At 73.8% G+C, this 20,182-nt stretch carries 21 protein-coding genes and 3 tRNA genes; 15 read left to right on the top strand and 9 right to left on the bottom strand.

Features of this window, described 5'->3' with window-relative positions; all coding sequences use genetic code 11:
* The first annotated feature begins 113 nt into the window (after window positions 1-113).
* Together J4G33_RS11325 and htpX are read left to right on the top strand one after the other, a co-directional pair.
* On the top strand, window positions 114-1,472 hold the full coding sequence (locus J4G33_RS11325; RefSeq protein WP_208056076.1) for an FAD-dependent oxidoreductase: 1,359 nt from the start codon (window positions 114-116) through the stop codon (window positions 1,470-1,472).
* A 57-nt stretch (window positions 1,473-1,529) separates the two neighbouring features.
* On the top strand, window positions 1,530-2,393 hold the full coding sequence (gene htpX / locus J4G33_RS11320; protein WP_208056075.1) for a zinc metalloprotease HtpX: 864 nt from the start codon (window positions 1,530-1,532) through the stop codon (window positions 2,391-2,393).
* Between the two features lie 96 nt (window positions 2,394-2,489).
* Here htpX and J4G33_RS11315 read toward each other — a convergent pair whose 3' ends face one another.
* Entirely contained in the window at window positions 2,490-2,981 is a 492-nt protein-coding gene (locus tag J4G33_RS11315) for a YajQ family cyclic di-GMP-binding protein (RefSeq protein ID WP_208056074.1), read from the bottom strand.
* A gap of 131 nt (window positions 2,982-3,112) precedes the next feature.
* Here J4G33_RS11315 and J4G33_RS11310 point away from each other — a divergent pair.
* The 7 genes from J4G33_RS11310 (at window position 3,113) to J4G33_RS11280 (ending at window position 5,540) form a co-directional block, all read left to right on the top strand.
* Window positions 3,113-3,196, top strand: a tRNA-Tyr gene (locus tag J4G33_RS11310).
* 179 nt (window positions 3,197-3,375) lie between these two features.
* A complete protein-coding gene (locus J4G33_RS11305) occupies window positions 3,376-4,122 on the top strand; it encodes an SDR family NAD(P)-dependent oxidoreductase (RefSeq protein WP_208056073.1) in 747 nt (248 codons plus the stop codon).
* Window positions 4,123-4,170: 48 nt separating this feature from the next.
* A tRNA-Thr gene (locus J4G33_RS11300) sits at window positions 4,171-4,243 on the top strand.
* Between the two features lie 58 nt (window positions 4,244-4,301).
* Window positions 4,302-4,378, top strand: a tRNA-Met gene (locus J4G33_RS11295).
* 88 nt (window positions 4,379-4,466) lie between these two features.
* Window positions 4,467-4,637, top strand: a complete 171-nt coding sequence (gene rpmG / locus J4G33_RS17185) for a 50S ribosomal protein L33 (protein WP_250443899.1) — start codon at window positions 4,467-4,469, stop codon at window positions 4,635-4,637.
* Between the two features lie 37 nt (window positions 4,638-4,674).
* Window positions 4,675-5,124 carry an FAS1-like dehydratase domain-containing protein gene (locus J4G33_RS11285; protein WP_208056071.1) on the top strand — a complete coding sequence of 150 codons (450 nt, stop codon included), beginning with the start codon at window positions 4,675-4,677 and terminating at the stop codon, window positions 5,122-5,124.
* Complete coding sequence (locus J4G33_RS11280) at window positions 5,121-5,540, top strand: MaoC family dehydratase (protein ID WP_208056070.1); 420 nt, start codon at window positions 5,121-5,123, stop codon at window positions 5,538-5,540. Before J4G33_RS11285 ends, J4G33_RS11280 begins: the two co-directional genes overlap by 4 nt.
* Before the next feature lie 17 nt (window positions 5,541-5,557).
* Here J4G33_RS11280 and J4G33_RS11275 read toward each other — a convergent pair whose 3' ends face one another.
* A complete protein-coding gene (locus tag J4G33_RS11275) occupies window positions 5,558-6,622 on the bottom strand; it encodes a LacI family DNA-binding transcriptional regulator (protein WP_208056069.1) in 1,065 nt (354 codons plus the stop codon).
* A 216-nt stretch (window positions 6,623-6,838) separates the two neighbouring features.
* On the opposite strand from J4G33_RS11275, the gene J4G33_RS11270 reads away from it, so the two are divergent.
* From J4G33_RS11270 to J4G33_RS11260, 3 genes are read left to right on the top strand one after another with little or no spacing between them, the layout of a single operon-like run.
* Window positions 6,839-8,257 carry an MFS transporter gene (locus J4G33_RS11270; RefSeq protein ID WP_208056068.1) on the top strand — a complete coding sequence of 473 codons (1,419 nt, stop codon included), beginning with the start codon at window positions 6,839-6,841 and terminating at the stop codon, window positions 8,255-8,257.
* On the top strand, window positions 8,254-9,525 hold the full coding sequence (locus J4G33_RS11265) for an MFS transporter (protein WP_208056067.1): 1,272 nt from the start codon (window positions 8,254-8,256) through the stop codon (window positions 9,523-9,525). Before J4G33_RS11270 ends, J4G33_RS11265 begins: the two co-directional genes overlap by 4 nt.
* Before the next feature lie 19 nt (window positions 9,526-9,544).
* The gene (locus J4G33_RS11260) at window positions 9,545-10,696 is read left to right on the top strand and encodes a UDP-N-acetylmuramate dehydrogenase (RefSeq protein ID WP_208056066.1); all 1,152 of its coding nucleotides are present in this window, start codon (window positions 9,545-9,547) and stop codon (window positions 10,694-10,696) included.
* On the opposite strand, the gene J4G33_RS11255 is transcribed toward J4G33_RS11260, so the two are convergent.
* Entirely contained in the window at window positions 10,645-11,718 is a 1,074-nt protein-coding gene (locus tag J4G33_RS11255; protein ID WP_208056065.1) for an adenosine deaminase, read from the bottom strand. The two genes, J4G33_RS11260 and J4G33_RS11255, sit on opposite strands and share 52 nt — an antisense overlap.
* Window positions 11,719-11,806: 88 nt before the next feature.
* Between J4G33_RS11255 and J4G33_RS11250 the strand changes: the two genes are divergently transcribed.
* The 3 genes from J4G33_RS11250 to J4G33_RS11240 all read left to right on the top strand — a co-directional run bounded on the left by J4G33_RS11250 (window position 11,807) and on the right by J4G33_RS11240 (window position 14,206).
* Window positions 11,807-13,150: an aminoglycoside phosphotransferase/kinase family protein gene (locus tag J4G33_RS11250; protein ID WP_208056064.1), complete on the top strand. Its 1,344-nt coding sequence runs from the start codon at window positions 11,807-11,809 to the stop codon at window positions 13,148-13,150.
* 102 nt (window positions 13,151-13,252) lie between these two features.
* Complete coding sequence (locus J4G33_RS11245; RefSeq protein ID WP_208056063.1) at window positions 13,253-13,720, top strand: hypothetical protein; 468 nt, start codon at window positions 13,253-13,255, stop codon at window positions 13,718-13,720.
* Window positions 13,721-13,840: 120 nt separating this feature from the next.
* On the top strand, window positions 13,841-14,206 hold the full coding sequence (locus tag J4G33_RS11240; protein WP_208056062.1) for a hypothetical protein: 366 nt from the start codon (window positions 13,841-13,843) through the stop codon (window positions 14,204-14,206).
* Between the two features lie 11 nt (window positions 14,207-14,217).
* On the opposite strand, the gene J4G33_RS11235 is transcribed toward J4G33_RS11240, so the two are convergent.
* The 6 genes from J4G33_RS11235 to J4G33_RS11210 are packed head-to-tail and all read right to left on the bottom strand — an operon-like array spanning window position 14,218 to window position 20,181.
* On the bottom strand, window positions 14,218-14,895 hold the full coding sequence (locus J4G33_RS11235) for a response regulator transcription factor (RefSeq protein WP_208056061.1): 678 nt from the start codon (window positions 14,893-14,895) through the stop codon (window positions 14,218-14,220).
* Entirely contained in the window at window positions 14,892-16,409 is a 1,518-nt protein-coding gene (locus J4G33_RS11230; RefSeq protein WP_208056060.1) for a sensor histidine kinase, read from the bottom strand. The genes J4G33_RS11235 and J4G33_RS11230 overlap by 4 nt, the downstream gene beginning before the upstream one ends.
* A gap of 53 nt (window positions 16,410-16,462) precedes the next feature.
* On the bottom strand, window positions 16,463-17,086 hold the full coding sequence (locus J4G33_RS11225; protein WP_208056059.1) for a response regulator: 624 nt from the start codon (window positions 17,084-17,086) through the stop codon (window positions 16,463-16,465).
* The gene (locus tag J4G33_RS11220) at window positions 17,083-18,396 is read right to left on the bottom strand and encodes a sensor histidine kinase (protein ID WP_208056058.1); all 1,314 of its coding nucleotides are present in this window, start codon (window positions 18,394-18,396) and stop codon (window positions 17,083-17,085) included. Before J4G33_RS11220 ends, J4G33_RS11225 begins: the two co-directional genes overlap by 4 nt.
* Complete coding sequence (locus J4G33_RS11215) at window positions 18,386-19,306, bottom strand: ABC transporter permease (protein WP_208056057.1); 921 nt, start codon at window positions 19,304-19,306, stop codon at window positions 18,386-18,388. The genes J4G33_RS11220 and J4G33_RS11215 overlap by 11 nt, the downstream gene beginning before the upstream one ends.
* Window positions 19,303-20,181, bottom strand: coding sequence for an ABC transporter ATP-binding protein (locus J4G33_RS11210; RefSeq protein ID WP_208056056.1), 879 nt, complete (start codon window positions 20,179-20,181; stop codon window positions 19,303-19,305). Before J4G33_RS11210 ends, J4G33_RS11215 begins: the two co-directional genes overlap by 4 nt.
* Between the last annotated feature and the right edge of the window lies 1 nt (window position 20,182).

Raw genomic sequence — 20,182 nt, 5'->3', positions numbered from 1 at the left:
CACCGGCTGGTGGTCGAGGCCCGGCCCACCCCCGGGTCGCGCCTAGACTGGCCCGAGCGTCCCGGGGCGTGCCCGCGCGTCCCCGCCCCTCCTCCGGAAGGTGTTTCCCCGCCGTGAGCAGCACTCCCGTGCGCGTCGCCATCGTCGGTGCCGGTCCCGCCGGCATCTACGCCGCCGACATCCTGTCCAAGGCCGACGTCGAGGTCTCGATCGACCTCTTCGAGCGTCTGCCCGCCCCGTTCGGCCTGGTGCGCTACGGCGTGGCCCCGGACCACCCGCGGATCAAGCAGATCATCGTCGCGCTCCACAAGATCCTCGACCGCGGGGACATCCGGCTGCTGAGCAACGTCGACTACGGCACCGACCTCGACCTCGAGGACATGCGGCGCTTCTACGACGCGGTCATCTTCTCGACCGGGGCGATCCGCGACGCGGACCTGCGCATCCCCGGCATCGACCTGCCGGGCTCCTACGGGGCCGCGGACTTCGTCTCCTGGTACGACGGGCACCCTGACGTGCCCCGCACCTGGCCTCTCGAGGCCGAGCAGATCGCCGTCGTCGGGGCGGGGAACGTGGCCCTCGACGTCGCACGGATGCTCGCCAAGCACCCCGAGGACCTGCTGCCCACCGAGATCCCGGAGAACGTGCACCAGGGGCTGCTCGCCAACCCGGTGACGGACGTGCACGTCTTCGCGCGGCGAGGCCCGGCCCAGGCCAAGTTCAGCTCCCTCGAGCTGCGCGAGCTGGGCCACGTGCCGGACGTCGACGTCATCGTCTACCCCGAGGACTTCGAGTTCGACGAGGGCTCGATGGCCTCGATCCACTCGTCGAACCAGACCAAGCAGGTCGTCAAGACCCTCACGGACTGGACCCTCAAGGAGCCCGAGGAGCTCACCGCGAGCCGCCGGATCCACCTGCACTTCCTGCACCGCCCGGTCGAGGTGCTCGGGGAGGGGGCCGTGACCGGGCTGCGGACCGAGCGCACGGTCCTCACCGGTGACGGCACGGTCGCCGGCACGGGGGAGATGCACGACTGGCCCGTCCAGGCCGTCTACCGGGCCGTCGGCTACTTCGGCTCGCCGCTGCCCGGGCTGCCCTTCGACGACGTCGCCGGGGTCATCTCCAACCGCGAGGGACGCGTCGTCCAGGCCGACGGCGAGCCCATGGCGGGCATCTACACCACCGGGTGGATCAAGCGCGGACCGGTCGGGCTCATCGGCCACACCAAGTCCGACGCGACCGAGACCATCAAGCACCTCGTCGCCGACGTGCCGGCCCTGGAGCGTGCGCCCGAGCGCAACCCCGAGGCCGTCACGGCCCTGCTGGCCGAGCGCGAGGTCGGGCACGTCGAGTGGTCCGGCTGGATGCTCCTGGACGCCTACGAGCAGTCCCTGGGCGAGCCCCACGGCCGCCAGCGCATCAAGGTGGTCCCGCGTGAGGAGATGCTCGCGATCATCCGGGGCGAGGCCTGAGGGAACGCTCCGCGCGATCGGTGCGTTGACCTGGCATCGACGCATGAAGGAGGCACGGTGGGTGGTCGGCGGCACTTCAACGGTCTGAAGACGGCCGCGCTGTTCGGGTTCATGTGGGCCGTGCTGCTCGGCCTCGGCGCGCTGGTCGACGGCGGCAGCTTCCTCTGGCTCTTCGCCGGCCTGGGGGTGGCGAGCACCGCCTACAGCTACTGGAACTCGGACAAGATCGCGATCCGCGCCATGCGGGCGCGGCCGGTCAGCGAGATCGAGCAGCCCGCGATGTACCGGATCGTGCGTGAGCTCTCGACCACGGCCCGCCAGCCCATGCCGCGGCTCTACGTCTCACCGACCGCGGCGCCCAACGCCTTCGCGACGGGGCGCAACCCGCGCAACGCGGCGGTGTGCTGCACCGAGGGCATCCTCGACCTGCTCGACGAGCGCGAGCTGCGCGGGGTGCTCGGCCACGAGCTGATGCACGTCTACAACCGCGACATCCTCACCTCGTCGGTCGCGGCCGCCGTCGCGGGGATCATCACGGCCTTCGCGCAGTTCCTCATGTTCTTCGGCGGGGGGCGGGACCGCGGCGGCAACCCGATCGCCATGCTCGCCATGGCCCTCCTCGCGCCGATGGCCGCGATGGTCATCCAGCTCGCCATCAGCAGGACCCGCGAGTACGACGCCGACGAGGACGGCGCCCGGCTGACCGGGGACCCGCTGGCCCTGGCCTCGGCCCTGGCCAAGCTCGAGCGCGGCACCCAGCGAGCGCCGCTGCCCGCCAACCGTGACCTGGTCGACGTCTCGCACCTGATGATCGCCAACCCGTTCAAGGGCGCCGGGATGGCCAAGCTCTTCGCGACCCACCCGCCGATGGCCGACCGCATCGCCCGCCTGCACCGCATGGCCGGCCACCCCACCCCCTGACCCCTCTCGTGTCAGAAGCCCAGGGTGCTCTGGGTATCCCAGGTTCTGACACGAGATCGGTGCGGGGTGGGAGCGGGGCCCTGGTGGGCCCGGGGGTCAGCGGTAGTTGGTGAACTGCAGGGCGACGTCGAGGTCGGAGCCCTTGAGCAGCGCGATGACCTCCTGGAGGTCGTCGCGGCTCTTGGCCGAGACCCGCAGCTCGTCGCCCGTGATCTGCGTCTTGACCCCCTTGGGGCCTTCCTCGCGCACGATCTTCGCGATCTTCTTGGCGTCCTCGCTGCTCAGCCCCTCCTTGAGGGTCGAGACCATCCGGTACTCCTTGCCCGAGGCCACCGGGTCGCCGGTGTCGAGGGCCTTGAGGGAGATGCCCCGGCGGATCAGCTTGGTGTGGAACACGTCGAGCACGGCCTTGGCCCGCTCCTCGGAGTTGGCGATGATCACGACCGACTCGCCGCTCCACGCGATCGAGGCCCCGACGTTCTTGAAGTCGTAGCGCTGGGAGACCTCCTTGGCGGCCTGGTTGAGCGCGTTGTCGACCTCCTGCCGGTCGACCTTGCTGACGACGTCGAACGAGGACTCGGAAGCCATGTCTCCTCCTGGGGTGGGGTGCGTGGGGGGCCTTCGGCACCGTACCGGCTGGGCTCGTGTCCCGAGAGGCCGCGCAGGCTTGCTATCCTTCCATCCGCACCTGTGCAGCACGACTGCCCAGGGGTGGACCCGGCAGGTTGCCCGAGCGGCCAAAGGGAGCTGACTGTAAATCAGCCGCGCAAGCTACGTGGGTTCGAATCCCTCACCTGCCACCACCACGAGGCCCCGTCCGGTTCGCCGGCCGGGGCCTTCGTCGTCCCCGGGCCCAGGACGTCCGTCCCTGGCGGTCCCGCCTCGCACGGGCGCACGCTGGAGGGATCGACGCCGCGGGAGCACCCCCAGGACGTCCCGTGGCCCAGCAGCCGGCGACGGAGCCGGCGGAGGGGAGCTCGCCATGGCACGCCTGGACGGGATGGTGGTCATCGTCACCGGAGGGGCCCGCGGCATGGGCGCGGAGGACTGCCGCCGGCTCGTCAGCGAGGGGGCGCAGGTCGTCATCGGGGACGTCCTCGACGCCGAGGGGCAGGCCCTGGACGCCGAGCTCGGGGACGCCGCGATCTTCGTGCACCTGGACGTCGCCTCGGCCTCCTCGTGGGCAGCAGCGGTCGAGGCCGCCCACGAGGCCTACGGGACGGTCACGGGGCTCGTCAACAACGCCGGGGTGCTCTCCTTCAGCCCGGTGGACACCGCCGAGGAGGCGGACGTCACGCGGCTGCTGCAGGTCAACCTCACGGGCGCGTTCCTGGGCATCCAGGCCGTCGTCGAGGACATGAAGGCCGCCGGTGGCGGGTCGATCGTGAACATCTCCTCCGCGGCAGGGCTGGTCGGGATGGCCGGGCTCGCGGCGTACGCCTCGAGCAAGTGGGGGATGCGGGGGCTGACCAAGTGCGCCGCGCTGGACCTGGGGCGCTACGGCATCAGGGTGAGCTCGATCCACCCGGGGGGGATCCGCACGCCGATGGCGGCCGGGGTGGACGACGCGATGTTCGCGACCCAGGCGATCCCACGCATCGGCGAGGTCGGGGAGATCGCCTCGGTGGTGGCCTTCCTGCTGAGCGAGGAGGCCTCGTACATCACGGGGGCGGAGCTCGCGGTGGACGGCGGGATGGTGCTCGGTCCCCTGGCGCCAGAGCCTGTCTGAACCACGATTTCGCAGGCGGGGCTCAGCGCGTGTACCCTGGCACGCGCTGCCCCGATAGCTCAGTCGGCAGAGCGTCTCCATGGTAAGGAGAAGGTCAAGGGTTCGATTCCCTTTCGGGGCTCTGTTGGTACCTGGACACCCAGGACGGTTCGCCGTCCTGGGTGTCAGGGTGCCGATGCGGCGGGGTAGCTCAGGTGGTTAGAGCACACGGCTCATAATCGTGGTGTCGCGGGTTCGAGTCCCGCCCCCGCTACCACAGTGACAACGGCATGCCGGTCGACCTTCCGGCGGCGTGCGATCGACGATCCAGGTGCTGCTCGCGCAGCACGAGAGGTGGCAAGACCGTGGCCAGCAAGAGTCAGGACGTCCGTCCGAAGATCACGCTCGCCTGCGTGGACTGCAAGGAGCGGAACTACATCACCAAGAAGAACCGGCGCAACAACCCGGACCGTCTGGAGATGAAGAAGTTCTGCCCGCGCGACGGCAAGCACACGCTGCACCGCGAGACCCGCTGATCCAGCGCCTCGCGCGCTGAGGGCTCGCTCCGCACCCATGGGTATCAACCTCGAGTACGCGGGTCGGTCCTACCCGGCCACCGCGCCCTACACGGTCGGGCGTGAGCACCTGCGCGACTTCGCGCGTGCGGTCGGGGCCGAGCACCCGGTGCACCACGACGTGGACGCGGCGCGGTCCCTCGGGCACCCCGACGTGATCGCCCCGCCCACCTTCGCCGTCGTGATCGCCCAGCGGGCCGAGGCCCAGCTCGTCGAGGACCCCGACGCAGGGATCGACTTCACGCGCGTGGTGCACGCCGACGAGCGCTTCACCCACCACCGCCCCATCCACGCGGGGGACGAGCTCAGCACGGTCCTGCACGTCGACGGCATCGTCGAGCGGGCCGGTCTCGCGATGGTCACCACGCGCTGCGAGATCACTGCGGCCGACGGCGCCCCCGTCTCCACGGTGCGCTCGACCCTCGCCGTCCGGGGAGAGGGCTCATGAGCCCCGTCCTCGCCGACCTCGAGGTCGGGCAGCTGGTCGGCGAGCGCACCGTCGAGCTCGACCGGCGGGCCCTGGTCCGTTACGCCGGGGCCAGCGGTGACCTCAACCCCATCCACTGGAACGAGCGCGTCGCGGTCGAGGTCGGCCTGCCCGGGGTCATCGCCCACGGGATGCTCACCATGGGCACCGCCGTCGGCCTCGTGGGGGACTGGGCAGGGGACCCGGGCAAGGTCGTGGACTACGGCGTCCGCTTCACCCGCCCCGTCCCGGTGCCGGACCCGGGCGTGGCCACCGTCGAGATCAGCGGCGTGGTCGGTGCTGTCGACGCCGAGCAGGGCACGGTGCGGATCGACCTCACGGTCACCTGCGGCGGGACCCGTGTGCTGGGCAAGGCCCAGGCCCTCGTCCGTCTCTGACCTGCCCGCGCGACCGCCTAGGTGCGTGGCGGCCCCGTCGTCGTGCCGGTGCGCAGGGTGACCGGGAGCAGTGCGGGCTCGGGCTGCTCTCCTGCGAGGAGAGCTGCGACCGTCTGACCGAGGGCCTCGCCCTTGGCCGCCAGGGGCTGGGCCACGGTGGTCAGCACGTCGGGGGCGAGCCACGGCAGGTCGATCCCGTCGAACCCCGCGACCGAGACGTCCTGAGGGACGCGCAGCCCGAGGTCGCGGGCGGCGAGCAGCACCCCGGCGGCCAGCAGGTCGGACTGCGCCACGACGGCCGTCGGCGGGTCCTCGACGTCGAGCAGCAGGCGCCCGGCGGCCTGCCCCTCCTCGACGAGCGAGGCCGCGGCCTCGACCACGACCGTGGGTACGACCCCCGCGTCCTGCAGCCCCTCGAGCCGGTGCTTGGTCGGTGTCCACCTCAGCTCGGTCATGCGCTGGGGGGACACCACGGCGCAGCGGCGGGGTCCGCCGAACGGCAGGCTCACGACGGCGATGCGCTCGTGGCCGAGGTCCACCAGGTGCCGGGCGAGCTCCTCGGACCCGCGCCGGTCCTGGATGCCGACGACAGGCACCCCCTCGACCGAGGGGCCCTCCCCGATCACCACGGGCACCCCGCGGCGCTGGAGCGAGAGGAGAGCGGGGTCGTCCTCGCGCGAGCCCCAGATGAGGACCGCGACGTCCATGGGTGCCGTCTCGAGCAGCGGGTCGACCCCGGTCGTGCCCTCGGTGGCGGGCATGCCCGGCACGAGCAGGACGCCGAGGCCCATCTGGCCCAGGGTGCTCACCAGGCCGTCGAGCACCTGCACCGAGACCGGGTCGCGGAAGCTGCGCCGCAGCTGGTCGCCGATCACCACGGCGGCGATGCCCGAGCGGCCGCTGCGCAGCGAACGGCCCAGGGGGTTGGGGCCCGAGTACCCGAGCTCGCCGGCGGCGGCGAGGACACGGTCACGGGTCGCGGCCGCGATGGGGCCCGCGCCCGAGAACGCGAGGGAGGCGGTCGAGACCGAGACACCGGCCGCACCGGCCACGTCAGCCAGGGTCGGTCGACTGTGCCCCATCTCACCTGCCTCGTGGTCGAATCCGTTTGACGTTCCCGCAGCCTATCGGCAGACTTGTCGCGACGCCTCGAAACGATTCGAACCCGGACCGGACGCCCCTCGAGGGCCGCGCCGCTCCCGGAGGCGACAGCAGGGCGTCACGGCACGAGGACGTGCCCATCCCTCCCCGTGCCGGCAGCCCCGGCACCCGTGCTCTGCTCACCTGGATCGGCCTGCATGTCTGTGCTCCGCGCGCGCCGCGCGTCTCGTCCCACGTCCCGCGACGCCCGCGTCGCCCCCGAGGTCCTGCGCGCGCGCAGGCTCCTCCTGGGGCTCTACGTCCTGCTCGGCCTGACCGTGTCGAGCTGGCTGTCCCGACTGCCCTCGGTGCGGGACCAGCTCGACCTCACCACGAGCGACCTCGGCGTCATCCTCCTGATCGGCGCCGTCGGCTCGCTGACCATGGTGCTGGTGGCGGGGGCGATCGTGGTGCGCTGGGGCAGCCGCCGCACGATGCTGGTGGCAGCCGTCCTGTTCAGCCTCGCCACCCTGGCCCTCGGGCTGGGCCCGACCCTCGGCAGCGTGGCGGTCCTGGTGGCCGGGATCGTCCTGATGAGCGCCTCCTTCGCCCTGGGCAACGTGCCCATGAACGTCGAGACGGCCGTCATCGAGCGCCGCATGGGCCGCACGGTCGTGCCCCAGTTCCACGCGGCCTTCTCGATCGGCTCGGTGGTGGGCTCGGGGATCGGCGCCCTGGCGGCCTGGGGCCAGGTCCCGCTGCTGATCCAGTTCGGCGTCGTGAGCGTCGCGAGCCTGGTGTGGCGGTTCCGTGCCGTGCCCGGCGCCGTGCTGCCCCTGCCGCCCGAGCCGGTCTCCGCGGCGCAGGCCGGGGACGCCGGCCCTCGTCGGCGCGGTGCGGGGATGCGCAGGTCCCTGGGCGCCTGGCGGGAGAAGCGCACCCTGCTCATCGGCCTGGTGGTCATGACCGCCGCCCTCTCGGAGGGCTCGGCCAACAACTGGTTGGCCATCGCGGTGGTGGACGGCTTCGCGCAGAGCGAGGCGGTCGCGGCCCTCGTCTTCGGGGTCTTCGTCGCCTCGATGACGGTCGCCCGTCTGGTCGGCACCCGCCTGATCGACCGCTTCGGTCGCGTGCGGGTCCTGCTCGGCTCGGGCGTGGTGTCCTTCGCGGGGCTCGCGCTCTTCGGCACCGCGCCGTCGCTGCCCCTCGCGCTCCTCGGCGTCGTCGGGTGGGGGCTCGGTGCGGGGCTCGCCGTCCCGATCGGGATGGTGGCCGTCTCCGAGGACCCGATGCGTGCGGCCGGTCGGGTCGCCGTCGTCTCAGCCTTCGCGTCGGTGGCCTCGCTCGCCGCCCCGCCGCTGCTGGGACTCGCTGCCGAGAGCCTGGGCACCCGCCAGGCGCTGCTCCTGATCCTCGGTGCGATGGTCGTGAGCATCGTCCTCTCGGGCCAGGTCCGCTCGACGGCGCCCGCCGCGGTCCCGCGCGGCGTGCGTCCCACCGGTGGTCCCGACGCCGGGTCGGTGCCTGCGCCCTCGGCCTCGGTGACCGGTGACGACCTCCTCGTCGAGGTCGTGGTCCCCGATACGCTCGCCGGGCTCGGAGAGGCCGAGCGGGTCCCGAGCGAGGTCGGTCGATGACGAGCACGCCCACCCATGACGACGCAGGCAGGCCCGGACCTTCTCCGGTGCCGTCCGGCCCCGGCCTGTCCCTGCGCCAGGTCCGGTTCGCGAGCGCCGCGGTCTTCGCGACCTTCGTGCTCAACGGCTTCAACTTCGCCAACTGGGCGGCTCGCCTTCCCGCGGTACGGGACCAGCTCGAGCTGCGGCCCAACGAGATGGGCGTGCTGCTGCTCCTCGGGGCGATCGGCTCCCTCGCGGCCCTGCCCCTCTCGGGGCTCGTGGTCCAGCGGCTCGGGGCGCGCCGCACCATCCTGACCTTCGCGGTGGTGAACGTCGTCGGGCTGCTCGTCGCGGCCACCGGCGTCGCCCTCGGGACGACCTGGCTCGTGGCTGCTGCCCTGGTGCTCTTCGGCATCGGCACCGGCGTCTGGGACGCCGCGATGAACCTCGAGGGGGCCGCGGTCGAGCAGGCGCTGCACAAGGCCGTGATGCCGCGCTTCCACGCAGGCTTCTCCCTGGGCACCCTCGCGGGCGCCGGGGTCGGAGCGCTCGCGGCCTGGCTGCACGCCCCGGTGGTCGCCCACCTCGCCGTCGCGCTGACGCTGAGCCTGGTGGGCGTGGTGGTCTCCTCGCGCTGGTTCCTGCCCGAGGGCACGCACAGCGAGACCCCCAGCTCGGCCGACGGTGCGCCGCGACGCAGCGTCTTCGCGGCGTGGCTCGAGCCCCGCACCCTGCTGATCGGCCTCGTGGTGCTCGCCGCGGCCCTGACCGAGGGGGCCGCCAACGACTGGGTCAGCCTCGCCGTGGTCGACGGGTTCGGCACCTCCAACGCGGTCGGCGCGCTCGGGTTCGCGGTCTTCGTGACCGCGATGACGGGCATGCGCTTCCTCGGCACGAGCCTGCTGGACCGGTGGGGCCGGATCGCGGTGCTGCGCCTGTCGGCAGGGCTCGCGCTGGTCGGGCTCCTGGTCTTCGGCCTGTCGCCGTGGATGTGGCTGGCCCTCGTCGGTGTCCTGGCCTGGGGAGCGGGAGCAGCCCTGGGGTTCCCGGTGGGCATGAGCGCCGCCTCGGACGACCCGTTGCGCGCGGCCCCGCGGGTCGCCGTCGTGGCGACCATCGGCTACAGCGCCTTCCTCGCCGGGCCGCCCCTGCTGGGATTCCTCGCCGAGCACGTCGGCTACCGCGAGGCGCTGCTGGTCATCACGATCCCCGTGGTGATCGGTCTGTTCGTGCTGCGTGCCGCCGAGCCCTTGCCCACCGCGGCCGGGGCGCGCCCGCAGGACTGACCGGGCCTAGCCTGGGACCGTGACGACTTCACCCGCAGCACCGACCTCGACCACCGCCGACGTGCCCGCCCTGGCCGACCTGACCACCCTGCGCCTGGGTGGACCTGCCGGACGCTACGTCGAGGCCGCCAGCGCCGAGGAGCTCGTCGCGGAGGTCCGCGCAGCCGATGACGCCGGTCAGCCCGTGCTCGTCCTCGGCGGCGGGTCGAACCTCGTGGTGCCCGACGAGGGCTTCCCGGGCCTGGTGGTCCGTGATGTCCGCACGGGCATCCGGCTCGACGACGCCATGTCCTGCGTCGGTGCGTCGATCACCGTGCCCGCCGGGACGCCGTGGGTCGACGTCGTCGACCGGGCCGTCGCCGAGGGGTGGGTCGGGGTCGAGGCCCTGGCGGGGATCCCTGGCTCGACCGGCGCGACCCCCGTGCAGAACGTGGGTGCCTACGGCCAGGAGGTCTCGGGGGTGATCTCCACGGTGCGCGTGTGGGACCGCGAGCAGCAGCGCACCCGCACCCTCGCCCTGACGGACCTGGCCTTCGGGTACCGCACCTCGCTGCTCAAGCGCTCGCTGCGCGAGGCCGACGGCTCACCCAGCCGCTGGGCCCCCACCCCGCGGTACGTGGTGCTCGAGGTCGGCTTCCAGCTGCGGCTCGGCACGCTCTCGGCCCCTGTGGCCTACGCCGAGCTCGCACGGCGCCTCGACGTCGCGGTGGGGGAGCGCGCGCCCCTTGCCGAGGTGCGGGCCGCCGTCCTCGAGCTGCGCGGGGGCAAGGGCATGGTGCTCGACGCCGCCGACCGTGACACCTGGAGCGCGGGCTCCTTCTTCACCAACCCGGTGGTCCCCGCCGAGGTCGCCGACATGCTGCCCGAGGGGGCGCCCCGCTACCCGGTGCGCCCGACCACCTCCGCAGCCGCCCCCGCCAGCGGGGCTGGCGGCGAGGCCCTGGTCAAGACGAGCGCGGCCTGGTTGATCGACAACGCCGGCTTCACCAAGGGCTACGGCCTGCCCGGGGTCGTGGGACTGTCGACCAAGCACAGCCTGGCCCTCACCCACCGGGGCGGCGGCAGCACCGAGGACCTCCTGACCCTCGCGCGCAGCGTGCGGGACGGCGTCCGCGAGGCCTACGGCATCACCCTCGAGGCCGAGCCCGTGCTGGTCGGCTGCTCGCTCTGACCCTCGGGGCCCGCCAGCCACGCGTCGACCCCGGCCAGCAGCCGGCGCCGGGTCTCGTCGGTCGCGACCGAGGCGCGGATCGACCCGCGGGCCAGCTCGGCGAGGGCCGCGTCGTCGAAGCCGTGCACGGTCCGCGCCGCCTCGTACTGCGCGACCAGGCGTGAGCCGAAGAGCAACGGGTCGTCGGCCCCCAGGGCCATCGTCACCCCCGCCTCGGCCAACCGGCGGAGCGGGACGTGGTGGTCCTCGGCGTAGACCCCGAGCGAGACGTTCGACGCGGGGCAGACCTCGAGGGCGATGCCGCGCTCGACCACCGTCTCGAGCACCCGCGCGTCCTCGACGGCGCGGACCCCGTGGCCCAGCCGGTCCGGACCCAGGTGGTCGAGCACCTCGGTCACGTGGGCGGGGCCCAGGAGCTCGCCGCCGTGCGGCACGGAGGCCAGCCCTGCGCGTCGGGCGATCGCGAAGGCGGGCCCGAACGCCTCGGTGTCCCCGCGGCGCTCGTCGTTGCTGAGGCCGAACCCCACCACCTGGCCGGGCTGGTCCCCGGCGTGCCGGGCCGCCAGGCGCGCGAGGGTCCGGGCCTCGAGCGGATGACGCATCCGGGAGGCCGCGACCACCACCCCCACCTCGACGCCGGTGCGGGCGCTCGCGGCCCGTGCCTCGTCCAGGACGATCTCCAGCGCGGGGGTGATCCCCCCGACGAAGGGCGCGTACGACGTCGGGTCCACCTGCATCTCGAGCCGGCCCGAGCCCTCGGCGGCGTCGTCCTGCGCGGCCTCCGCGACGATCCGGCGCAGGTGCGCCTCGGAGCGCACGCAGGCCCGGGCGGCGTCGTAGAGGCGTTGGAAGCGGAACCAGCCGCGTGCGCCGGCGGGGAGCTGCAGGGGGTCGCCGTCCAGCAGGGCCCGCGGGAGGCGGACGTCGCGCTCCTCGGCGAGCGCTGCCAGGGTCGGGACCCGCATGGAGCCCGTGAAGTGCAGGTGGAGGTGGGCCTTGGGCAGGGCCGCCAGGTCACGCATCGGGTCAGTGTGCCAGCAGGTGGTTGGATGAGAGAGTTCTCATCCTCCTCTCGTGCGGCTCTCACACGAGCGGGTCAGGCTCCGGGTCATGCTCGCCTCCCGTGGGTCTGCCGAGGCCGCCGTCGACGTGCACGGCACGGCCGACCTCGACCTCCTCGCCGGCCCGGCAGCCGAGGAGCTGCTGCGCGCGGTGCTCGCGGCCGAGGGGGTCGGGCTCGAGGCGTGGGAACGCCACGCGGTGCACCACCGTCCCGGGGTGGGCGTCACGGTCGGGTGGACGGTCACCTGGCGCCAGGGCTCCACCCGCGGCGAGGAGTACCTGCTCGGGACGACCGCGCCGGTCGCCCCCCGACGTGCCGCCGCCGCGTCGGCTCACCACGCCGGAGCCTCGACCGACCTGCCCGCCGGGGTCCAGCGGGTCGAGGTCGACGGCCGCACCGTGCACGTCTGGCGACACCCGGCCGATCCCGCCCTGCCCGGCCTGGTCGCAGCGAGCTCGGCCGAGCACCTCGGTGCCGTGCTGGGCAGCCCCGTGCTCGCCCTCGAGCTGGTCACGTACCGTCCCCTGCGCCGAGCGGTGCTGCGCGCGAGGCTCGCCCAGCGCACCCTGTACCTCAAGGTCGTCCGTCCGCACACCGCCGCGATGCTTCACGCCCGGCACGGTCTCCTGCTCGACGCGGGACTGCCCGTGGCCCCCGCCCGACTCCTCGCCGACGGGCTGCTCGTGCTCGACGAGGTACCCGGCGAGCCGCTCACCGTGGCCCTGGCTGCGGACGGGGCCCAGGCGGTGGGACCGCGTGCGGTCCTGGACCTGCTCGACACCCTTCCCCCGCAGCTCCTGGACCTGCCCCGGCGGCCCTCGTGGGCCGAGCGGGTGCGCGACCACGCCGCGGCAGCACGGGCCGCGCTCCCGGGCCAGGCCGAGCGGGTCGACCGGCTGACCACCGAGCTCGTCGAGCTCATGGCGGCCTCGGACCCCGGACCGGTCGTGCCCACCCACGGGGACCTGCACGACGCCAACCTGCTGCTGGCCGGCGCCGAGGTCGTCGGTCTGCTCGACGTCGACGCGGTCGGGCCCGGGCACCGTGTCGACGACCTCGCCTGCCTGCTGGGGCACCTCAGCGTGCTGCCGGCGATGGCCCCGGAGGTGCACCGCCACGTGCCCGCGACGGTGAGGCGCTGGACGCAGGCCCTCGAGGCCGGCGTCGACCCCGTCGCCCTGCGGGCGCGGGCGGGAGCCGTCGCCCTGTCCCTGGTCGCGGGCGCGCGTCGGGAGGGTGCCGAGGACGGCCTGCGCGAGGACGGCCTGCGCGACGCCGAGGGGCGGCTGGCCGCCGCGGAGCGCTGGGCGGACGCGGCCCGGGACATGACCGCACCCCTGGTCCCGCGTCGGGACCAGACGCGGGACCAGGGGGGCGGTCCAGGAGTCTGAGAGAGCTCTCATCCCCACGTCCTCGACCTCTCATCCCGGGAGACCACGGTGAGGGGTATCAGGACGAAGACCGGCGACGAGCCGGACGAGCAAGGAGAAACCATGAGCACCAGGACCGTCTTCATCGTCACCGGGGCCCTCGGCGCCCTCGGCGTCGGCGCGACCGCCGCGGTCGGGGCCGGCCCCTTCGCGCCCGCCGAGGTCGAGCCCGAGGTGGAGCAGGTGCGCTCGGTCTCCGACCGCACCGCTGCCGTGCAGGGCGTCTCGCGGATCACCCCCACCACGGTGAGCGCAGGCAGCGCGGTGTCGGCGCAGACCGTGGCCTCGGCGCAGAGCCCGCTGAGCCCGGACAGTGCCCCGAGCCCGGCCTCGGCCCCCTCGCCCGTGTCTCCGCAGAGCGCTCCCTCTCCCGCCTCGGCCCCGAGCGCCCCCTCGCCGCAGAGCCCGGCGTCGGCCCCCTCCCCGCAGTCGCCCCCGAGCCCGGCCTCCGCTCCCAGCCCTGCCTCGGCTCCCAGCCCTGCCTCGGCTCCCTCGCCCGCCAGCCCGCCGTCGGCGGACTCGGCAGACTGACTCACCGGACCGCAGAGCCTGGGGCGGGGGCATCCCCCGCGTCCCCGCCCCCGGCCCTCACCACCTCGACATCCCCCGCACCACCCGCGTCACCGCACCATCCGCGAACCAGGAGGCACCATGAACAAGCGCACCGTCGCCGTCGTCTCAGGAGCCTTCGGCGCCCTCGGCCTCGGCGCGACAGCCGCCCTGGGGGCTGGTCCCTTCGCAGGCCCCGACGACGCCGAGATCGGTGACGCCGTGACCACCGGGACGACCACCTCGCCGTCGCCCACCTCGACCGCGACTCCCGCACCGTCGGTCTCGCCGACCGACCTCACCCCGGGCAGCGCGATCACGGCGCTGACCGCCCCCACGCCGACCGCGAGCGCCCCCACACCGGTGACACCGCCGTCCCCGGTCACCCCCCCGTCCCCGGTGACGCCCCCGTCCCCGGCGAGCGTCGACTCCCCGGACAGCCCCCCGTCGGCAGAGTCCGCCGACTGACCACCGCCGGCTCACACCTCGGGGCGACCGCCCTCCGCGAGCCGGTACCCCATGCCGCGGACCGTCTCGATGCGCTCGGCACCGAGCTTCTTGCGCAGGTACCGCACGTAGACGTCGACCACGTTCGAGCCGGGGTCGAAGTCGTAGCCCCACACCCGGGAGAGCAGCTGCTCCCGGCTGAGCACCTGCCCAGGGTTGCGCAGGAAGGCCTCGGCGAGGGCGAACTCGCGGGCCGAGAGGTCGACCTCCGACCCGTCCACCCGGGCCCGCCGCGTGCGCAGGTCCAGCGTCACGCTCCCGCTGCCCAGCACCGTGGACTCCCCGGTGGCCTCGGACCTCAGCCGCAGCCGGACCCGGGCCAGGAGCTCCTCGAAGCGGAAGGGCTTGGCCATGTAGTCGTCGGCCCCACCCTCGAGGCCGGCCACGGTGTCGTCGACCGAGCCGCGGGCCGTGAGGATGATCACCGGCAGGCTGTTGCGCGCCTCCCGCAGCCGGCGCAGCACCGTGAAGCCGTCCTGGTCGGGCAGACCCAGGTCGAGCACGAGCAGGTCGACCTCACCGCTCTGGGCGAGGTCGTAGGCCTCGCGACCGGTGCCGACGACCACGGGGGTGTACCCCGCGGACCGCAGGCCCTTCGCGATGAACGAGGCGATGCGCTCCTCGTCCTCGGCGATGAGGATCTGGCTCATCGGTGCTCCTCCGTCAGGTCGGGGTCCAGGGGAAGGGTCAGGTCGTGCTCCCACGGCAGGTCGATCACGAGGCGGGCCCCGGGAGAGTGGCGGGGGTCCACGGTCGCGGTCCCGCCGTGGGCCTCGGCGATCGCGCGGACGATCGACAGCCCGAGCCCTGAGCCCTCGACGCCTCGGCCCACCCGTCCGCGGGCGAAGCGTTCGAAGACCCGCTCCGCGTGCTCCTCGGGGATGCCCGGGCCCTCGTCGGTGACCGTCAGGACCAGGCGGTCGGCGACCACCTGGGAGCCCAGCCGCACCGTGGTCCCGGCCGGGGCGAACTTGACCGCGTTCGCCCCCAGCTGGACCAGGGCCTGGGTCACGCGCTGCGGGTCGAGCACCGCGTCGACGTCGGCCCGGGCCTCGACCCGCCAGCGGTGGTCCCCGAGGGTGCGCACCTTGTCGAAGACCTCGTCGGTCAGCCGTCCGACGTCGACGCTCTCGGGTCGCACGAAGTCGGGCCGGTCCGCGGTCGCGAGCACGACCAGGTCGTCGATGACCCGGTGCATCCGGTCCACCTCGTCGACGACCAGGGCCTGGGTGGCGATGATGTCGGTCGGGTCCTGCGGGTCGACCAGCTCGAGGTGCCCGCGGATGATCGTCAGCGGGGTGCGCAGCTCGTGCCCGGCGTCGTCGAGGAGCCGACGCTGCGAGGCGAAGCTGCCCTCGAGCCTGTCGAGCATGGCGTTGACGGTGCGGGTCAGGTCCGAGAGGTCGTCGTCCCCGGTCACCGGGATGCGCGCCGAGAGGTCGGTGTCGGTGATCTGCTGCGCGGTGCGTCGCAGCAGCCGGATCGGGGCGAGCAGCCGCCCCGCGATCGCCCACCCGACCACGGCGGTCACCGCGAGGGCCGCGAGGGACACCCAGGCGTAGGTGCGGTACGTCTGGACGAGCAGGGCGTGCTCGGCCTGGCGGTCGAAGGCGAGCAGCAGGACGCCCTCGCTCTCGTCGCCCACGACGGTCACCGGCACGACGACGAAGCGGTACTCGCGGGTCGAGGTCGTGATCGAGCGGATGGTCACGGGCTGGTCCCGCGGTGTCGCGATCGCGGCCACCAGGAGCTCGGGGTCCTCTTCGAGCCTGAGCCGGACCGTGGTCGGCGCCACGTTGGTGACGCGTCCGTCGACCACGGCGAGCATCCCCTCCTGGGTCGCGGGCACGGTGCGCTGCAGGGCCACGTAGAGCAGGTCCTCGACCGCGGCGAACCCGGTGCCGGTCGCGGGGTCCACGCCGTCCTGCGCGAGAGCCCGGAACTCCTCGACGTTGCGGGTCAGCGACTCGTCGATGAAGGCGTCGACCCGTTGGAGCTGGAGCCCGTAGGCGGTCACCCCGGCGATCGTCAGCCCCAGGGCCGAGAGCGCCAGGACGGCGCCGAGGAAGCGGGCCCGGACGGTGGGGCGCCGCCGTAGGAGGGGACGCCGCCGGCCCGCGGGACGCGCTGCGTCCTCCGCGGGCTCCTCGGGGCGGGCGGGCATGGACCAAGTATCCGGGTCGCGGATGAGACGACGATGAGAACGGGGGCGTCGGCTCAGGGTGGGGGCAGCAGACCGCGCTCGAGGGCCACGGTCACCGCGCGGGTCCGGTCGTCGACGCCGAGCTTGGCGAAGACCCGCAGCAGGTGGGTCTTGACGGTGGCCTCGGTGATGAACAGCTGAGCACCGATCTGCGCATTGCTGCCTCCCCGGGCCACCGCGGCCAGCACCTCGAGCTCGCGGGGGGTCAGGCGCTCCTCGGGACGGCTCACCTGGTGCACCAGGCGCCTCGCGACGGACGGGGCGAGCACCGTGTCCCCACGGGCCGCGGCGCGGATGCCGGCCACGAGGTCGGGCTGCGGGGTGTCCTTGAGGAGGTACCCGGTCGCCCCGGCCTCGACGGCCCGCAGGATGTCGGTGTCCGTCTCGAAGGTCGTGAGCACCACGACCCGGGTCGCGGGCCAGCGTCGCGTGATCTGCCCGGTGGCCGTCGCCCCGTCGGTCCCGGGCATCCGCAGGTCCATGAGGACGACGTCGGGGGTGAGGTCCTCGACCATCTCGACCGCGGCGCCGCCGTCGGCCGCCTGGCCCACCACCGCGAGGTCGGGCTCGTCGCCCAGCAGCCCCACGAGCCCGGCGCGCACCACCGGGTGGTCGTCCACGACCAGCACCCTGATCACGGGACCGTCCTCTCCTCGTCCTCGGCCCTCACCGCTAGGGGCAGCGAGACCCGCACCCGGGTGCCGTCCCCGACCGAGCTCTCGACCGAGAGGTCACCGCCCCCGGCGGTGACCCTCTCACGCATGCCGCGCAGCCCCAGGCCGGTGCCTGCCGCGACCGGGTCGAAGCCACGGCCGTCGTCCACCACCTCGAGGTGCACGGTCCGGGCCTGCGCCGGGGCGCCCCCGGTCCCGGTCGCGCACCCCGGCACGGCGCCCCCGGCCCCGGCCTGCCCCGGCCCCTCGCGCAGCACCAGCCGGACCCGGTGGGCGTCGGCGTGGCGCCGCACGTTCGACAGCGCCTCCTGCGCGGCCCGCAGCAGGACGACCTCGCGCTCGCGGTCCAGCGGCGGCAGCTGCTCGGGGACGACGACCTCGACCACCACCCCCGTCTCCTGCGTGAAGCGCTCGGCGAGCCGGGCGAGGGCCTGGGCGAGGGAGCCCTCCTGGAGCCCGACCGGCGCGAACGCCGCGACCAGGGCGCGCGCCTCGGCGAGGTTGTCCCGCGCCGTCCGCTCGACCAGGTCCATCCGGTCCCGAGCCTGGTCGAGGCGCCCGTGCTCGAGGTTCGAGCGCGCCGTCTGGGAGAGCATGACGACGCTGGTGAACCCCTGCGCGAGGGTGTCGTGGATCTCGCGGGCCATCCGCTCGCGCTCGGCCGTGACCCCGGCCGCGTGGTGCGAGGCCGCGAGGGCCGCCTGGGTGGCCCGCAGCTCGTCGACGAGCACCGCGTACCGCTCGGCCTGCCGCATCGTGACCGCGACCCACAGGCCCAGGCCGATCGCGAAGACGAGCACGACGGCCATCTCGGCGGCGACCCGCGCCAGGCTCCCGAGGGTCGGCCCGTGCGGCAAGGACATGGCCAGGGTCGCGCCGACGGCGAGCAGCACGACGAGGACGACCCCGGTGCGGGTGCGCTCGATGAGCATCCAGATCTGGGAGAACCCGATGAAGAGCAGCAGGCTGCTGCCCGCGGTCGTGGCGATCGCGGTGCAGACCAGGACCATCATGGTCAGCAGGTAGGCGAGGGCCAGGCCCTGGTCGCGGCTCCGGGCCGCCCGTCGCCCGAGCACCGCGTAGGCGAGGACGAGCCCCGCGATCGCGGCGAGGGAGACCGGCGCCCGGGGTCCGAGCCTGTCGAGCTGGGCGATTACCGACACGGCTGTGAGCACGGCGATCGCGTAGAAGGCGACGTCCCACCACACGACGTCCCGCGGCCACCGCGCGTCGAGGCTCTTGACGGCGTCGCCGTCGGGCTGCTCAGCCGTCATCGCGCCGCTGCCAGCGGAAGGTCCGCACGCCCAGCACCAGGCCGACCACGAGGTACGCGACCAGGACGGCCGCCGTCGCCTCGTGCTGCCAGGAGCCTGAGACCTCGAAGGCCTCGGCCTCCTCGGGGAGGAAGACCGAGCGCATGCCCTGGGCGAGCCACTTGAGCGGGAAGACCTCGGCCACCCGCTGCATCCAGGTCGGGAGGTCGTTGAAGACGAAGAACACCCCGGAGATGAACTGCAGGACCAGGACGATCGGCGTCACGACCGCCGAGGCGCTGCGCCCCGACCTCGGCACCGAGCTGAACGCCACGCCGCACACCGCACCGGCTGCCGTCCCCAGGACGAAGACCCAGGCGAAGGTCAGCCACCGGTCGGCGGTGCTCGGCAGGTCGATCCCGAACGCGAGGGAACCGAGCCCGATGAGGAGCACCATCTGGATCGCGCTGGTGAGCAGCACCGAGCCCATCTTGCCGAGGAAGTACGCCGCCGGGGGCATCGGGGTGCCGCGCAGCCGCTTGAGCCCGCCCTCGTCGCGCTCGACCGCGATCGACAGGGCGAGGTTCTGGAAGCTCGAGAGCATCACCCCGGTCGCGACCATCCCGGGCAGGAAGTACTGCGCGAAGGGGATGCCTGGCTCGGGGCCGACGGTCGCGCCCCCCTGCCCGAAGACCGTCGCGAAGATCGCCAGCATGATCAGCGGGTAGGCGAAGATGAAGACGACCGCGTCCCGCTCCCGGAAGAACTGCCGGAGCTCCAGGACGGTGCGGGCCCAGGAGACGCGGGCCAGGCTCGGGAGAGCGCCCGTGCCCGCGCTCGCGCGCCGGTCGGTGGGCCGGGTGGTGAGCTCAGCGGTGGACCGGTCGGTGGGCCCAGCGGTGTGCTCGGGCGGGGGAGTGGTGGTGCTCATGCCGGGACCTCCTCGAGGTGGTGGTCGGAGGCCTTCCCGATGAGGCTGAGGTAGACGTCCTCGAGGGTGGGCCGGAGGACCTCGAGCCCGGGGATCTCGCCCGGCCCGAGCCGTGCGGTGAGTGCGGTGACGAGGGCGGTCGGCTCCGCGGTGGTGGTGCTGCGGGCGGCGCCGTCCTCGACCCAGCGGACCATCACCTGCCGCGCCGCCCGGCCCCCCAGGGCGGCCGGGGTGTCGAGGGCCACGACCCGCCCGTCTCGCACCACGGCGCACCGGTCGGCCAGCTGCTCGGCCTCGTCGAGGTAGTGGGTGGTCAGCAGGATCGTGGTCCCCTCGTCCCGCAGCGAGCGCAGCAGGTCCCAGAAGGACCGCCGTGCCTCGGGGTCGAACCCGGTGGTGGGCTCGTCGAGGAAGAGCAGCTCGGGCCGACCGACGATGCCGAGGGCGACGTCGAGGCGGCGACGCTGCCCGCCCGAGAGCTGGCGGACGCGGGTGCCCGCCTTCTCGGTCAGCCCGACCGCCGCGACGAGCTCCTCGGGGTCCCGTGGCTCGGGGTAGAAGGTGGCGAAGTGCCGCACGAGCTCGGCGACCGTGAGCTCGGCCTGGTCGTCCGCCGACTGCAGGACGATGCCGAGGCGGCTGCGCCACCGGCGGTCCCCGCGCTGGGGGTCGGTGCCGAGCACCGAGACCTCGCCGCGGTCCCGGTGGCGGTAGCCCTCGAGGATCTCCACGGTCGTGGTCTTCCCGGCGCCGTTGGGGCCCAGGACGGAGAAGATCTCGCCGTGCTCGACGCTCAGCTCGAGGCCGTCGACGGCGCGCTTGGGGCCGTAGCGCTTGTGCAGGTCGCGGACGTGGACCGCGGTCGTGGGGCTCATG

It is taken from the genome of Actinotalea soli (genome assembly GCF_017565425.1).
In the GTDB taxonomy this organism is placed as follows: domain Bacteria; phylum Actinomycetota; class Actinomycetes; order Actinomycetales; family Cellulomonadaceae; genus Actinotalea; species Actinotalea soli.
The sequence above is the reverse complement of the archived record's forward strand: the minus strand, read 5'-3'. Positions and strand labels throughout refer to the sequence as shown.